The organism is Rhizobium viscosum (assembly GCF_014873945.1).
In the GTDB taxonomy this organism is placed as follows: Bacteria; Pseudomonadota; Alphaproteobacteria; order Rhizobiales; family Rhizobiaceae; genus Rhizobium; species Rhizobium viscosum.
On record NZ_JADBEC010000002.1, the window covers coordinates 717702 to 732565 of the forward strand.

Consider the following 14864-nt stretch of genomic DNA (forward strand, 5'->3'; position numbering starts at 1 on the left):
GCCGCTTGAAGCACATGCAAAGCTTGCATGGTGGAGCACGGGTTTGTGCAATAATCCTATCGCACAGGCGCCGACCGAGCGCCTTCCATACTTCATCAAGGATGAATTGCAGCAAACGCAGACTTCCGGATTGAGCAGGCAGATATTGGGCGTACCGCACGATGTTATGGCTGGCTTCCGCCCCCTATAGACACCTTTTGCCGCTCTGATCCCACAAAAACGTCTTCCTCAGGCGATGAATATGAGCAGCACCGATGCCGCAGCAGCCGCCGATTATTGTCGCGCCCGCTTCGACCCAGGAGCAGGCATAATGCGAATAGACATCGTCATTCAGATCGTTGCGGGTGCTGTGCAGGCCTTCATTGGCGGCTGTCTCGCCCTGTTCCCCTTCGAAGGCATTGGCATAGACGCCGATTTCGAGGTGAGCGTCCATCTTCCGGAACACACGTGCTGCCGTCTCCACGGCTGCCTGCATGACCTCGGGCTTGCTGCAATTGAACAGGAGGGCTTCAGCACCCGATGACGCCGCCCAGGATGCCGCGTCCTCGACCCTTTCGTTAGAGCGGAGCTTCGGTTCTCCGCCCTTTATGGCTGCCTCGTCATCCGCCACCGTGAAGGAAATCCAAAACGGCTTGCCCGATGTCGTCACCGCCTTACGGACAGCCTCTGCCTCGGCAATCAGGCTCAATGTCTCGCCGAGCCATATATCGACGAAGGGGCCGAGGTTTTCGACAAGCACCTCGAGATAATCCTGCACTCGTGAAGGCTGAAAGTTCTGCGGCTCGTACGAGCCGAAGATCGGCGGCAGCGAACCGGCGACCAGTACCTTCCGATCCGTTACGGCATCGGCCGCCTCGCGCGCCAGGCGACCTGCGAGACGGATCAGCGCCGGCCCTTCCTTCCAAAACCGGTCCTCGCCGATGTGAAAGGGCACGAGCGCATAGCTGTTTGTCGTAACGATCTGCGAGCCGGCGGCTATGAATTCCTGGTGTACTTTTCGCACGATATCCGGTGAGTTGATCAGCGCCAATGCCGACCATTCCGGTTGTTTCAGTTCCGCGCCCAGCCGCAACAGCTCGCGGCTCATGCCGCCATCGAGAATTCGGGTCGTGCTCACGAAAGGGTCTCCATTCAGTCTGCCGCACCGTGACCGGCGACGGGCTTTTCATAACAAAGTGGGCGAAGTGCACATGGTTCGTGCGTAAGCGAGTTCATGGCCAGTCCTTTTCCATCGGCCTAGCGACGAACCGGCACCTGCGCTTCGAAACCTCGAAAGACGCGGGCGATCACTGCGGTCAGGGCGAGATAGAAGAGGGTGACGACCAGCAGCGGCTCATAGACGAGCAGTGTGTCCTGCCGAACCTTGTTCGCCACGGCATAGAGATCCATCACCGTCACCGTAAAGGCGAGCGGCGTCGCCTTGAGCTGCATGACGATCTCTCCCGCAATGGTCGGCAGGGCAATGCGAATGGCGCGCGGCAGCCAGATGCGGCGGGTCAGCATCCAAGGCGACAGGCCGAAGGCCCGGCCGGCTTCGAGCTCCCCTTTGGGAACCGCAAGCAGCGCGCCGCGCAACACCTCGGCCTCATAGGCGGCATAGTTCAGCGTGAAACTGACGGCGGCAAAGAAGAAGCCCTCGCGCAAGACCGGCCAGAACAGGCTCTGGCGGATGCCGGGGATCATGGGGAGCAGCGAGCCTACTCCGTAGTAAAGCAGCCACAGCTGTATCAACAGAGGTGTGCCGCGGAAGAAGGTGCAGTAGCTGCGGGCAAGCACCCGTGTCAGCGTGCCACCGCTGACTTGCGCGAAGGCGAGCCCGATAGCGAGGACGAAGCCGAACACTACTGATATCACTAGCAGGCAAACCGTCTGCCAGGCGCCCGTCAGAAGCAGCGGCCAATAGGAAGAGATCCAGGTGAGACTCATTGGGCGCTTTCTTCAGGCAAGGCGCGGCTGCCCCCGCCGTACCCGTGCCTCGATCAGTTTGACGACGACGTTGGAGACGAGCGTGATGGCGAGGTAGAGAAGGGCCGAAGCGAGGAAAAAGACGAAGTAGTGTTTGGTGCTCGCCCCGGCAAGACGGGTGGCGAGCGCCAGTTCCTGGTAACCGACGACCGCGACCAGCGCGCTATCCTTCGTGACCGACATCCACAGGTTGGCGAGACCCGGCAGCGCGTTTGGCAAAAGCGCCGGCAGCAAGACCCGGCGGAACCTCAGCATCGGCCTCATGCCGAAGGCCTTGGCTGCCTCGATCTGGCCAATGGGAATGGCGAGGATCGCGCCGCGGAGCACCTCCGTCATATAGGCACCCTGAACGAAGCCCAGCACCGCGACGGCCGCGATGAAGCCGTTCACATTGACTGGCGGCATACCCAACACGGCCAGGAGCCGGTTCAGGCCATCGGTGCCGGCATAATAAAGCCCGACGATCAGGATCAACTCCGGAACGGCGCGGATCAGCGTAGTATAGAGATCGAGCAGCAGGCGGAGCAGGCGATTACCCGAGAGCTTTCCAAGCGCACCACCCGTGCCGAGCAGTAGGCCGATCGCGAAGGCGCAAGCCGAGATGGCGACCGTGGAAACCGCACCTGCCAGAAGAACGCCGCCCCATCCCGGAGGATAAGGAGACAGCAGGTCCAGAATACCTTGTTGCGCGGTCGCCATTGTCAGAACTGCTTACTTTGCGCCGTAGATGTCGAAATCGAAGTATTTCTTGGTGATGGCGTCATACTGGCCGCTGGCCCGGACTGCCGCGATGGCCGTGTTCAGCTTGGCTTTCAGCTCCGAGTCTTCCTTGCGCAGACCACCCGAAACGCCGGCGCCGAGAATTTCCCTATCGTCGGCGACGTCACCCATTTTGGCGCAGCAATCCTTGCCGCCATCGCTCTTGAGGAAAGCGTCAAGCGCCAGTGAATCGCCAAAGACATAGTCGATACGGCCGGAGGCGAGATCCTGAAACGCCTCGTCGAGCGTCTGGTAGGTTTTTTCTTCCGCAGCCTCGGCGAAATACTTCTTGTAATATTCCGACTGGATCGTCGACACCTGAATGCCGATGGTTTTGCCCTTCACGTCCTCGGCAGTGGCGCCCGGCTTCTGGTCCTTGGGACCGATCAAAGTACTTGGCGTGTTGTAATATTTGTCGGTGAAGTCGATTACCTTCGAGCGTTCCGCAGTGTTCGACATCGACGACCAGATAACGTCGAATTTTTTGCTCTGGAGCGCCGGAATGAGACCATCCCAGGAAATGTCGACGATCGAGCATTTCTCCTTCATTTCCTCGCATACGGCATTCATCAGGTCGATCTCCCATCCCTGCCATTGGCCCGACGCGTCCTTGGCGAAAAACGGCGGATAGGATTCGTTCATGACGCCGAAGCGGACTTCAGCCTGTGCGGCAACGGCGGAAAGCGCAAATGCAACGCCGGCTAAAAGGGTGGGGATCAGCTTCATTCGCAGGATTCTCCTGGTTTGTGTTATCGATGAGAGTGGGCGCTGAGACCGGTAAATTCGCGGCAGCGGGCGCTAACCGGTGCCCCGAATATCTGCGCCGGCGGGCCTTCCTCCTCGATCCGTCCCTGATGCAGGAAGAGAACACGGCTCGAGACATCCCGGGCGAAGCGCATTTCATGTGTGACCATCAGCATGGTCCGCCCTTCTTCGGCGAGATCACGGATGACTTTCAGAACCTCGCCGACCAGTTCCGGATCAAGCGCCGATGTCGGCTCGTCAAACAGCATGACATCGGGGTCCACACAGAGCGCCCTTGCAATTGCCGCGCGCTGCTGCTGACCGCCAGATAGGAAGGCGGGATAGACGTCGCGTTTGTCGAAGAGGCCGACCTTGTGGAGCAGGGCTTCTCCCTTTTCGATGGCCTCGCGCCGCGAAATGCCCATGACGTGGACCGGCGCCTCGATGACGTTTTCCAGCACGGTACGATGAGCCCAGAGATTAAAGCTCTGGAAGACCATCCCCAGGCCGGTGCGCAGCCGCTCGATCTGCCGCCAACTGCGCGGCTGCAGCCGCCCTCCGCGCCCCGTCTTCAGGGCGATCTCCTCACCGTTTACGGTGATCCGGCCGCGATCCGGCGTTTCCAGGAAATTGATGCATCTGAGGAAAGTGCTCTTGCCGGAGCCCGACGACCCGATGATCGAAATCACATCGGACTTGCGGGCCTCAGTCGAAATGCCCTTGAGAACCTGTTGCGTGCCGAAGCTTTTATGGAGATCTTCGACACGAAGAGCAGGAAAGGGTTGATCCGACATGCATGGTTCCGGCTGAACTGAATTTGCGAAGGATAATGATAAAATAACGCGGTTTTTTCGCGCAATTTTCATCCATTCTGCATATTTTATGCAAAATAATCTTTCCTGTGCGGCAAATGCGGCAAAATGCGTGAGGTGCCGCGACAAAAATTGGACTGGCAATGGAACAACTGGATCGTTTTGACCGTGACATTCTCGACATCGTTCAGCGCGACTGCCAGCTGAAAGCCGAAACGATCGCCGAACGGGTCGGGCTATCGGTCTCGGCCGTGCAGAGGCGGTTGAAGCGCCTGCGCGAGGAGGGAATCATCAAGGCGGAGGTGGCCGTCGTCGACCGCAAGGCGACGGGGACATCGATGGTGTTCATCGTCGGAATGGAGATCGAGCGGGATAATTACGACGCGCTGGCGAAGTTTCGCCTCTGGGCAGAGAAGCAGGATCACATACAGCAGGTCTATTACGTCACAGGTGCGGTCGATCTGATCGCGATCGTCACCGCCCGCGACGTCGAGCACTATGACGACATCGCGGCCCTGATCATGGCGGAAAACCCGCAGATCCGCCGCATGCACACGAATGTCGTGCTGCGAGACGTCAAGCTCGGCCTCTTTGTCCCGCTGGAATAGCGCGCAAGCAATGGTCCCGCGGCCCCGTTTGGGCCGCAGAGAGATCCCAGGTTGCACCTGCCATTTATTGGGTGACAATTAAGGCTCAACAGAGCCTGACAGTTCATTCCTCAGGCACGCCCTCAAGAAGGCCATCATAGACATCCATGAGCGCGTTGGTGATCGCCTGACCCAGCGCGTTTCCGGCTTGGCGAACATCGTCATCGGTGCCGTCCCGCGCTGCCCTTGCAAGCTCGAAGGCTTGGTCGCTAACGATCTGCTTGGCCATTTCGATTGCCCATAGTCCGAAATCGCCGCGGTTATCGATCTTGATTGTGTCGTTCATGTGCTGGGCTCCTGTGATCAGCAGCGAGGATTTACCCACTCGCGCCAGGAAAGGCCAGCCTCCGACGTGGCGTCATGATTTGCCGGCGCTCTGCTCTGATCCGAATTTTCGAGATTATTGTCGATTTGCGAATGGCTGCTTCGTTGTCAATATGAGCGGGCTTGTTTAGCGGCAATGGTGCCGGCGTCTCGCTACCGGAGGAATATTCCCATGCGTTTCACGTCTATTGTTATGTCCACCGAATCGACACATCCGACGCCCGAGCTTATCGAGGCGATGGGCAAGCTCGCCGATCGGGAAATCAAGGCCGGCCGCATGCTCGACACCGCAGGGCTGATGCCGCTGGCGACGGGTGCCCGCGTCACGATCCAGGATGGAAAGTTGAGTGTCGTCGACGGGCCTTTCGTCGAGGCCAAGGAGGTCGTCGGCGGTTATGCGATCTTCGAGCTGCAAAGCAAGGAGGAGGCCGTGGCGCTGGCGGTCGAGTTCATGCAGTTGCACAAGGATCTTATGCCCGGCTGGGAAGGCACGTGTGAAGTGCGCCCCTATTTTGAACCGGGTACGGAGGGGATCTGCGACCCGCTCGCCGAAGCAAGGGCATGATCCTTTCGACCTGTAATCGGGACGGGCGGCCGTGACGGTCGCCAGCACCCATCAGACGATCCTGGCCGTCTGGCGGATCGAACAGCCGCGGCTTATCACCAGCCTGGCACGATTGCTGCGCGACGTGCCGCTGGCCGAGGATCTTACCCAGGAAACGCTGACTGTAGCCCTGGAACGATGGCCGAAGACGGGAATCCCCGAGCGGCCCGGTGCATGGCTCATGACCACTGCCAAGCGTCGGGCGCTCGATCATTTGCGTCGTCGCCGGATGCTGGATCAGAAGCACGAGATGATCATTCGGGAAATGGAGGAAGAAGAGCAGATCATGCCCGATCTAGACACTCCTCTGGATGACGATATCGGCGATGAAATGCTGCGCCTGATATTCACGGCGTGCCATCCGCTGATCTCGCGCGAGGCGCGTGTGGCTCTGGCCTTGCGGATGATCTGCGGCCTGACGACATCAGAAATCGCCCGGGCATTTCTGGTGACGGAAGCGGCGATCGCCCAACGCATCGTCCGGGCCAAGAGGACATTATCGGAATCGGGGCTGGCCTATGAGACACCGCATGGCGAGCAACTGTCGCAGCGTCTCGCTTCGGTGCTGGAGGTCATCTACCTGATCTTCAACGAGGGTTACACGGCCGCCCGCGGCGACAACTGGTTTCGTCTGCAATTGTGCAATGAGGCACTGCGGCTGGGCCGGGTCTTAACATCGGTGGCGCCGCGGGAGCCGGAGGCGCACGCTTTACTGGCTTTGATGGAGCTGAACGCGTCCCGTGCTGCGGCGCGGACGGATGCTGCCGGCAATCCGATCCTGCTGCTCGAACAAAACCGCAGCCGCTGGGATCAGTTGCAGATTCAGCGCGGATTGAAGGCGTTGATGCGGGCCCAAGAGCTTGACGGTGCCGGCGGGATCTATGCCTTGCAGGCGGCGATCATAGCATGTCACGCAAAAGCGATGGCCGCAGATGAAACCGATTGGAGACGGATCGCCGATCTCTATGCGGAACTTGCCGGGCTTCTGCATTCACCGATCGTCGAACTCAATCGAGCGGTGGCCGTTGGCATGGTCGAAGGCCCCGAGGCGGCACTGGACATCGTGGAAAGCCTGCGCGATGAACCTGCGTTGAAGGACTATCATCTTTTGCCCAGCGTTCGCGGCGATCTGCTTTATAAGCTTGGTCGATACGACGAAGCATGGCGAGCCTTTGAGGCCGCAGCCGCGCTTGCCGAAAATAAGAGGGAGCGCGATTTCCTCATGCGCCGTGCTGGCGGAGCCGCCGCCGCAGCGAAGGGCTGATCCGGCTGAGAGGCGGCTCTTTTTGCTGACGTCCTTGCCCGGATGATGATGCGCGAGGTGGAAGATCCGGTGAGCTTAGAAGTCTTCCTCAGAACAAGGCCCAGTTGATTTCGGGTTGCCTGCCGATGATAGAACGGCGCACAACGGCCGAAATCGCATCGCGAAAGCACGTTCCGCTACCAATGCCTTCGGTATGGACAAAAGTGATTGTCGCTGGTGACGACCAGCGACACCGGCTTGCCTTTTCTATTGCCCCGTCATTCCTCCCGGAATGTCCAGGCAACCGTGCTTGCCTCCCGCACCCGTGAGACTGGCCAGAAGATCCTTCCACCGCGCGTCATGCTTTGCGACGTGATCCTGCTGAGCCCAGAGCTTGACTTTCTTGGCTGCGGCCTCGTCCTGATAGGTTTCCGCGACATCGCTGTGCAGCGCCAGAACCAGCGTTTCAACGTCCCGGGCAGACAGGATCTCGGTCTCCGATAAGTTCTCGGGGTTGGTAAAGGAGAGTGAGTTAGGAAGCAGCCAATGCGTCCCGATTCCGCCGTCCCGGAAAACGCGCGGCATGGTGATCTCGTGGATGCTGACTCCAGAATTATGATCGCAATAGAATTTCTCGATCGCCGAGCGAAGCTCCGTCTCCAGGCCGAGGCCCAACTGGCCCCCGGCACCGAGCACCGAGCCAAAACCGAAGCTCTCGCTATAGCGACCGGCCGGCGCCGAAACATCGGCAATGACGACGTGCAGCGGCGGCAATGCCTGCGGTGATTGCGGCGCTGAGCGGAACGCATCGCGGATGGCGTAGTAGAGCGTCATGGCACCACGGTTTTCTACCGCTCCGCCATCGGTCACCCAGTATCGTGTCCTTGCTGCGCCGGATGCTTCGATGTCGATTGCAGCGTCGGGAAAGACCGGCGGAAAGTTCGCGCTCAGGGCTGCGGCGCGCGCGATCGACATGTCTGCATTGTCGAGTGTGACGAGTTGCATGTGCAGCGACCCGTCGTCCGGCGGAGACGAAGGTGCGGCTAGATTGGTCAGCACCAGCCGTCCGCCCGCCTGGGCAGCATCCAGAAATTGGCGGCAGCGTGTCGCCCTCTCGGGAAGTGAGAGGCTCCGATCGGCTTGGCAGGAGGAACTGTCATCGGAAAAAGACCCGACGATCGCGGTGTTGAGCATCACGCCGAAGGACGGCGCTTCCATCGTCCCGGCACCCATATGACAGACGAAGGATTCGGCCAGAATCGCACCCAGTCTCGAGCGCGCAGGTATCCAGCCCGTCACGTCCTCATTCGGCCTTTGAGCTTCACGGCAGGCCGAGGACGCCCAATGCCAGCGCCCGAAGGCAAAGCGCATGTCGCTCGCACCATCGATCACCTGTTCGATGAAGGGCAACGCCATGGCTTGCGAAAAATCATCCCATGCCTTGACATCCATGCTGTCACGCGGCCGGCGAAGCTCCTGCTCATGAAGCGCGAAATAGCCAAGCGCAGCGCTGCCGCCCGAGACGCCACTGACCAGGACGACATTGCAGATCTGGTCGTGCTCGGCCAGCCCCCGCAGGAGCGAGGCCGTGTAGATCGCCGCACGGGTGCCACCCCCGGAGGCGATAACTGCAATTCTCGGCGTTGTGGGCTGGAGCGGACCGCAGCCGCCATTGGGCCGGCCGCTTTCGAATAGGAATGATGCAGGCTGCTTGCCCACATGCCGTTCGGAGTGGATCGCAAGTTCAGGCGGCTGGATCGCCCTCAGGAAGCTGAAGACGGCAGGACCGCCGATCAGGCCATAGGCCAGGGCGCCCACGAGGGCGGGATAGACGAGCGTCGAGCGCTGGAAATTACGCAGGCTCGCAAGCAGGTCTCCTGTTGGAGCCTGCTCGGCGGGCAGGCGCTCCAGTTGCGCGCGAAACTGCGCGAGCACGTCCGCCGGCGTCATGAACTGGATCGCCCGGTCAGACGCAGCCTTGGTCCGCCGCTGGTACTGATCCTCGTAGCGGCCCTCGACCTTCAGGCGCCCCGCGCCATGCAGCGCGATTGTCCGGCCTTGGTTGCGCACCGTGCTCAAGGTCTCGCTGCCTTCATAGTCATAAGCGATTTCGACCGGAGTGATCGTCTGCCGCTCCCTGTCCATAAGACGCATGAGCCGGCGCGCGACAAAGTGATCGCACCAGAAGGCATAGTACCACGCGACGGCATAGGCGAAGGCGATATAGCGCATGAGCGTCGTATTGCCGTAGCCTTCGGAGCCGGCGTTGAAGAGATAGGTAATGTAATGGACGTCGGCGAGGCGAAGCACTGCGACGACAATGACGAGAACGCTGATGACCCGCTGCGGGCCAATGAAGAAAAGACGCCCGATCGTCTGCAGGATTTCCATCAACCGGTCGAACAGGATGCCGAGGAAAAGGGCGATCCATGCGGCAATACCGGTCACCAGGAAAGCGTACCAGAGATAGTGGTCCGGTACGAACAGCGTGAACAGCGATCCGGGCAGAAGCAGCTCGACCGGATAGCGAATTGGAGCGATCGTAAAGGCCGATGCCAGCGCGGCAATTGGTCCGCGGCCCATGAAATCGTAGCGGTTCTTGGGCAGGAAGAGTTCGACTTTCGGCAGGCTGTCAGCAAGCCCGCCGCCAGCATTGGAGCGGAACATGCTCGATGCAAGCAGCCAAGCCGCCGGGAGCGCAAGGACGAGTGCGCAGACGATCGCGACACCAACATGCAGGCGGGGCCGCGCCGTCATCATGCCATAGGTTTCCGGGCGCGCATTGATGATGAGAAGCGTGGCAAGGACCGCAAGAATGACGAGTTGTCCGGCCAGCAGATACTGATTGAAGAGCGCCTGGCGGGATGCGGCCGCATGCAGCAGGAAAAGAAGCGCGAAACCGATCGCGAGCAGGCCGAGATTGCCCCAGCGCATCTCGATGGTCGGGCCGAGCGCCATGGCAAGGATCAGAATGCTCGCAAGCGCCGGCACGAACCAGGCATAACCATCGGGGGCGAACCATCGCCAGGCGAGGCCCCGCCCCTTCGGCAGTGGCTGGTTCAGCCACGCATCGAATTTCCGCCACCATCGAACGAAGCGCCGGACGCGTTCGCCGAGCCAATTGTAGATGCTGGCCTCCCGATGGACCTGGTGTTCGTTCATGGCCGTGCTCCGTCAGTTGTCGGCAAGAATGACATCAGCCGCCTTCTCGGCGATCATGTAGACGGCCGTGGCGAGGAAGTAGCCGGGAATGCGGGGGAAGACCGAAGCATCAACGACGCGCAGGCCTTCGATGCCGTGCACCCTGAAACGGCTGTCGAGCACCCCGCCACCTTCGCGGGGGCCAATGGCGCAGGTGCCGCAGGCGTGATGGCCCCAGGCGTTTTCGGCGACATAGCGGCGAAGCGCCTCGTCGCTCTCGTTCTGCCGACCGGGCTCCTCTTCGATGAGGTCGTCCATCGCATCGTTGACCTTCCTGACGAAACGGATGGCATGGACGACGGCATCTAGATCGAGGTCGTAATTGCCGGTTCCCTCGAAGAAGGAGTGAAAGACGACGGCAGGGTGGGCCGCGGGATCGACGCTTCTCAGCCGTATCATGCCGCCCTGGTTTTCGGTATAGGCCTTGAGGATCGCCCAGGTCATGTAATCCGGCTTGCGGATGCGCTCGGAATAGCCAGGATAATAACCGCGAAAATCGGCCAGCAGCGAAAAGCAATGCAGGTCCGGTTCGCTCAGCATGTCGCGGGATTTGAGCGTCAGGGAAAACATGACGCCGTTGCTCGTATAGTTGCCGATCCGGAATCTGCGCCATCGCCGGTAATGGGCGTCGCGGGTCGTATAGGTGACACCCTTGAGAGCCGACCAGGGTTCGTTCACCCGGCTGACAACGCCGACCTCGTAGCGGTCCTGCAGGTTCCGCCCGACGCCTGGAAGCGCCTCGACGACGGTAATCTTGTGCTCATCGAGATGGCCGGGATCGCCGATGCCGGAGAGCATCAGAAGCTGCGGCGAGGCGAAGGTGCCGCCCGCCAGAATGATTTCGCGGCCGGCCCGAATGACCTCCTCGCGTCCCTCCCCGTCGATGCAGCGAACCGCCACCGCCCGCTTGCCGTCAAATTCGATCCGCGTAACCGTGGTGTTCAGGCGAAGCGTCAGGCGGTCGGGATGCCGCTTCATCACTTCGAGCAGCCGTTCGCGCGGCCCGTGTCTGGTGTGGCGGCGCGTTGCGAGCGGGGTGACGCGCACGCCGCAAGCGCCGACGTTCCAGTTGCGGTTATCGTTCGGGTCGATCTCGGTCGTCTCCCAGTCGGAACCCCGCTTGCCGAAGGCATCGGCCGCAGCACCGACGCAGCGCAAGAGTGCTCGCCACAGCGGCCAGTCGCGCAAGACCCTGAGCGGCAGCGCCCGCTCCGTCGTCATCCACCCCCACCATCCGTGCCCCGTCGGATTAAGACCGGTAGCAGCGGCAAGCCAGCGCCACAGGAAGAAGCGGTAGCGGCAACGCTCGATACGCTCGAAATAGCCCTGCATATGCGAGGCCTTCCAGCTTTCGTCGCCGGTGATCGCAAAGATGTGGTTCCAGTCGCAATGATTGGGCCGGACGATGATCATCGCATGATGAGCGGTGCAGCCGCCGAGCCCGCGCACGCGCGGATAAAGCACGCCGTCCTTTTCCCTGGAGTAGCGCCAGTCGCGCTCCTGCATCTCCTGATTTTCGTAGTGGCGCACCCAATGGTTCTCGGCCATGCCGGGATGTTCCGAGGCGAAGGCGTGAAAGGCCGGCACGCGACAGGCATCGGCAAGCGGCATGTCGGAACTGTCGTCCGTCTTCGCCAGCGGATCGCCGCCGGCTTCGATGACGAGCACCGTCCGGCCTTGTTCGGCGAGCCGCGCGGCGACGACGGCGCCGCCGGCGCCGCTGCCGATGACGATATAATCGTGGGTCGGCGCGCCAGACATCGTCAGAACTGCTTCAGATAGGAAATAAGGGCATTCTTGTCCGATTGCGGCAGATCGGCGCCGAACGTGTGCCCGCCATTGACCACATAGTCGGGGCATTTGCTCAAGCCCACCAGGCGGTCGACGAGCTTGGTGTCGCGCACCACCTTATCGGCCTTGGCGAGCACGGCGGGATCGGCAAGCTCCTCCGGCGTGCACTGCCCGCCGAGTTCGGCAAAGGCTCCGATCAGCGCCGGACCGTTGGCGATCAGGCGCTTGTAATTGGCAAACTTGTCCTCCTCGTCATTGTCGGGCAGCAGCTCGGTATTGGTCAGCGCATTGACCGGAAAGCCAGCCGGGAACGGGCCGATGGTGATCGAGCCATCCTTCTTGAAGGCCCAGCCGGCGACCTTGTTCAGCACGCCGGTAAAGGGCCTAATCTTGTCGGGCACGAAGCCCGCCGGCACGATGAGGCAGGAGGGAGCGCTGGTGCGGTAGATATAACCCGGCACCGGTGCCTCGGTCATCTTATCCATGCGGCGCGTCTGCGGCGAAAGCATCTGGCGGATGGACCGGTCGAAGACGGCAAGCCTGTTTTCGACGCAGGGCAGATAGGGATCGCCGGCATCCGCCGCCGGGCAGGCGGTGCCGCGACCGGCGCCGTAGCCGCGGGCATAGTCCTGATTGTAATAATCGGTTCCGTAATAGCTGTCCTCGTGGCCGACCGAATTGTTGAGCAGGAAGGGCGCGGTCGACCAGAGGCTGACAAGCGATGGCGGCCTCAGATAGCCGCGCCCGTTGCCCGCCGCCTGCAGCGGCATTGCCGCCCCCGAAACCGGATGATTGACCGTAACCTCATGCGGCGGCGGCAGCGACTTGTAGGTGGAAGAGGTGAAATTGTCCCAGATGTCGCCCGAAAGCCCGTTCGTGGCGATCGCGCTGCAGGCATTGGTGCGCACGACATCCATCGGCACGCGCCGTTCCGTGGAGAGGTAGTTGCCGTCGAGGAAGTCCCTTCCGTCCGCATCCTTTTCGGTGACGAGCCTGACCATGCCGCGCTTGAAGGCATCCGACTGCGCCCAGGCCCAATAGCGGTCCCAGCATTCGCGATAATGCGGGCCGGCCCCACCGCCTGCGCAGATGCCCTGATCGACGCCGAGATCGGGCGCCGGCACCGGCTGCTTGCTCGAATGGCAGGCGGCGCAATTTTCGGCAAAGACGATCTTGCCGCGGTCGACCTCAGCCGGATCACGCGCTTCGAGCACCTTTTCTCCGACAGGGTTGTCCTTCAGGTGATCGGCGCGGGCCGCGACCAGGAAAAATATCGCCATGTCAGGCGTCATCGCCTCGGTGGCCTGCCAGTAGACCGAGTTCTTCTGGGCGTCGGCGATACGGATCGGCGAGATTTTTTGCCCGCCGAGGAAGGGGCGAAAATGCAGCAGCCACTCTTCGCTGAACAGGCCGATATTGAGATAGACGCGATTGAGTGCGCCGAGCGTGCCGACGGAATCGGCACCGTCCTTCAGAACACGCATCGAGGCGACCGTGCCGGTTGCCTTGTCGTAGAGCGAACCGAAGGCTGCGGTCTGCGGATAGTCCTGCGCCTGCTTGTTGTCCTTCTCGTCCCCCTTGATGATTTCCTTGCCCGTCTTCGCCCCGATGCGCAGCCGCTCCAGAACGTCGTAGACGGCGTTCATCGTTCGGGGGTTGTTCATGTAATCGCTCGATACCAGCGAGGTATCGAGCGAACCGGGCGGGTTCGTATGGAACAGCTGGAAGAGGAAGTTCCTCTCGTTCTCGGCCGGTTCTCCCGGCGCCGCGCGCGGCTTGGTGTTCCAGAAGAAAATGCGGTCGACCCAGAAATATTGGGCGCCGGGATTGGACGAGATTTCAGGGAATTCCGGGCTCTCGACATTCTTCGGCGGATTGATTGGATTGGGACCGACATGGCAGAAGGCGCAGGACATGCCGACGCGATAGGGACGCACAAGATCCTTGTCGTTGTAATAGGAAGGATCGGTGTAGTAGCGCACCGCATCCCAATGTTCGGCGGCCTTGCTGTCGAAATCAGGATTGGGGAAAAGACGCAGACCAATCACGCCTGTCGGTTCGCCGTAATAGGAACCGACCGGGATCTTCTTCTCTTCGTCCTTCACCTTGACCGTGGTGCCGCGCGAGCCGATCTGCACACCGGGATAGCGGGCATCCGCCTCGGCATTGCCGCCGAAACTGTCGGCTGCACAATCCTTTTTGCGCTGATCGATCCACAGCCCCCAATGATCGGGATCAGCACTCTCAGGGGTGTCGAAGCAGGGTTCGTTGACCAGCCCGAGATAGCGGAAGCGGTTGTCGCGGCCATAGGCCATGGTCGGATGGGACGAGATGGTCTTCAGGAGATCGAAGGAGCCGATCGTCGCGCGGGCGGCGAAATCCCAGAAACGGTCGTTGCCACCGGTCCAGACGATCCAGGCGTTCTGTCCACGGATCGCCGCCTTGCGGACGGCCTCCGGATCGAGCCCGGTGGCAGTTGCGACCTCCTTGATCTCGTCGGGATAATCGGCGCCGGCTGCCGGCGGCAAGAGCAGGCCCTTGTCCATTGCCGCGAAGTAAGGCTCGCCGGCTCCAGGGAATTCCTCCACCTTGCGATGCGCTGTCTTTGCCTCATCCTCGACATTGCCGAACTGGCTCGCATCCGGCTCGATCAGCCACCAGACGATGAGCGCAACCGCAGCAATGGCGATGACGGCGAGCGTGACGACGGCTGCCACGGTCCAGGCGAGAAACCGCACGATGCGCTGTCTGACGTTTGCCATTGCCCCCTCCTG

At 61.1% G+C, this 14864-nt stretch carries 12 protein-coding genes; 3 read left to right on the forward strand and 9 right to left on the reverse strand.

Features of this window, described 5'->3' with window-relative positions; genetic code table 11:
* Nucleotides 1-184: 184 nt before the first annotated feature.
* The 5 genes from H4W29_RS24180 to H4W29_RS24200 form a co-directional block, all read right to left on the reverse strand.
* Nucleotides 185-1117 carry a homocysteine S-methyltransferase family protein gene (locus H4W29_RS24180; RefSeq protein ID WP_192731388.1) on the reverse strand — a complete coding sequence of 311 codons (933 nt, stop codon included), beginning with the start codon at nt 1115-1117 and terminating at the stop codon, nt 185-187.
* A 119-nt stretch (nt 1118-1236) separates the two neighbouring features.
* Nucleotides 1237-1926: an ABC transporter permease gene (locus H4W29_RS24185; RefSeq protein WP_192731389.1), complete on the reverse strand. Its 690-nt coding sequence runs from the start codon at nt 1924-1926 to the stop codon at nt 1237-1239.
* 12 nt (nt 1927-1938) lie between these two features.
* Entirely contained in the window at nt 1939-2664 is a 726-nt protein-coding gene (locus tag H4W29_RS24190; protein WP_192731390.1) for an ABC transporter permease, read from the reverse strand.
* Nucleotides 2665-2676: 12 nt separating this feature from the next.
* Nucleotides 2677-3450 carry a transporter substrate-binding domain-containing protein gene (locus H4W29_RS24195; RefSeq protein WP_192731391.1) on the reverse strand — a complete coding sequence of 258 codons (774 nt, stop codon included), beginning with the start codon at nt 3448-3450 and terminating at the stop codon, nt 2677-2679.
* 23 nt (nt 3451-3473) lie between these two features.
* A complete protein-coding gene (locus H4W29_RS24200) occupies nt 3474-4262 on the reverse strand; it encodes an ABC transporter ATP-binding protein (RefSeq protein WP_192731392.1) in 789 nt (262 codons plus the stop codon).
* Between the two features lie 161 nt (nt 4263-4423).
* On the opposite strand from H4W29_RS24200, the gene H4W29_RS24205 reads away from it, so the two are divergent.
* Nucleotides 4424-4888 (forward strand): Lrp/AsnC family transcriptional regulator, encoded by a 465-nt coding sequence (locus H4W29_RS24205; RefSeq protein WP_007821983.1) that lies wholly within the window; start codon nt 4424-4426, stop codon nt 4886-4888.
* 103 nt (nt 4889-4991) lie between these two features.
* On the opposite strand, the gene H4W29_RS24210 is transcribed toward H4W29_RS24205, so the two are convergent.
* Nucleotides 4992-5213 (reverse strand): hypothetical protein, encoded by a 222-nt coding sequence (locus H4W29_RS24210; RefSeq protein WP_192731393.1) that lies wholly within the window; start codon nt 5211-5213, stop codon nt 4992-4994.
* A gap of 210 nt (nt 5214-5423) precedes the next feature.
* Here H4W29_RS24210 and H4W29_RS24215 point away from each other — a divergent pair, with 210 nt between their 5' ends.
* Nucleotides 5424-5816: a YciI family protein gene (locus tag H4W29_RS24215; protein WP_192731394.1), complete on the forward strand. Its 393-nt coding sequence runs from the start codon at nt 5424-5426 to the stop codon at nt 5814-5816.
* A gap of 31 nt (nt 5817-5847) precedes the next feature.
* Entirely contained in the window at nt 5848-7119 is a 1272-nt protein-coding gene (locus tag H4W29_RS24220) for an RNA polymerase sigma factor (RefSeq protein ID WP_192731395.1), read from the forward strand.
* 246 nt (nt 7120-7365) lie between these two features.
* On the opposite strand, the gene H4W29_RS24225 is transcribed toward H4W29_RS24220, so the two are convergent.
* The 3 genes from H4W29_RS24225 to H4W29_RS24235 are packed head-to-tail and all read right to left on the reverse strand — an operon-like array spanning nt 7366 to nt 14852.
* A complete protein-coding gene (locus H4W29_RS24225) occupies nt 7366-10260 on the reverse strand; it encodes a patatin-like phospholipase family protein (protein ID WP_192731396.1) in 2895 nt (964 codons plus the stop codon).
* Between the two features lie 12 nt (nt 10261-10272).
* Entirely contained in the window at nt 10273-12060 is a 1788-nt protein-coding gene (locus H4W29_RS24230) for a GMC family oxidoreductase (protein ID WP_192731397.1), read from the reverse strand.
* A 2-nt stretch (nt 12061-12062) separates the two neighbouring features.
* Nucleotides 12063-14852: a hypothetical protein gene (locus tag H4W29_RS24235; protein WP_192731398.1), complete on the reverse strand. Its 2790-nt coding sequence runs from the start codon at nt 14850-14852 to the stop codon at nt 12063-12065.
* Between the last annotated feature and the right edge of the window lie 12 nt (nt 14853-14864).

Coding starts and splice junctions, on each gene's coding strand:
- H4W29_RS24205 (WP_007821983.1), top strand. CDS start 4,424: ATGGAACAACTGGATCGTTTTGACCGTGACATTCTCGACATCGTTCAG.
- H4W29_RS24230 (WP_192731397.1), bottom strand. CDS start 12,060: ATGTCTGGCGCGCCGACCCACGATTATATCGTCATCGGCAGCGGCGCC.
- H4W29_RS24185 (WP_192731389.1), bottom strand. CDS start 1,926: ATGAGTCTCACCTGGATCTCTTCCTATTGGCCGCTGCTTCTGACGGGC.
- H4W29_RS24190 (WP_192731390.1), bottom strand. CDS start 2,664: ATGGCGACCGCGCAACAAGGTATTCTGGACCTGCTGTCTCCTTATCCT.
- H4W29_RS24210 (WP_192731393.1), bottom strand. CDS start 5,213: ATGAACGACACAATCAAGATCGATAACCGCGGCGATTTCGGACTATGG.
- H4W29_RS24200 (WP_192731392.1), bottom strand. CDS start 4,262: ATGTCGGATCAACCCTTTCCTGCTCTTCGTGTCGAAGATCTCCATAAA.
- H4W29_RS24215 (WP_192731394.1), top strand. CDS start 5,424: ATGCGTTTCACGTCTATTGTTATGTCCACCGAATCGACACATCCGACG.
- H4W29_RS24235 (WP_192731398.1), bottom strand. CDS start 14,852: ATGGCAAACGTCAGACAGCGCATCGTGCGGTTTCTCGCCTGGACCGTG.
- H4W29_RS24225 (WP_192731396.1), bottom strand. CDS start 10,260: ATGAACGAACACCAGGTCCATCGGGAGGCCAGCATCTACAATTGGCTC.
- H4W29_RS24195 (WP_192731391.1), bottom strand. CDS start 3,450: ATGAAGCTGATCCCCACCCTTTTAGCCGGCGTTGCATTTGCGCTTTCC.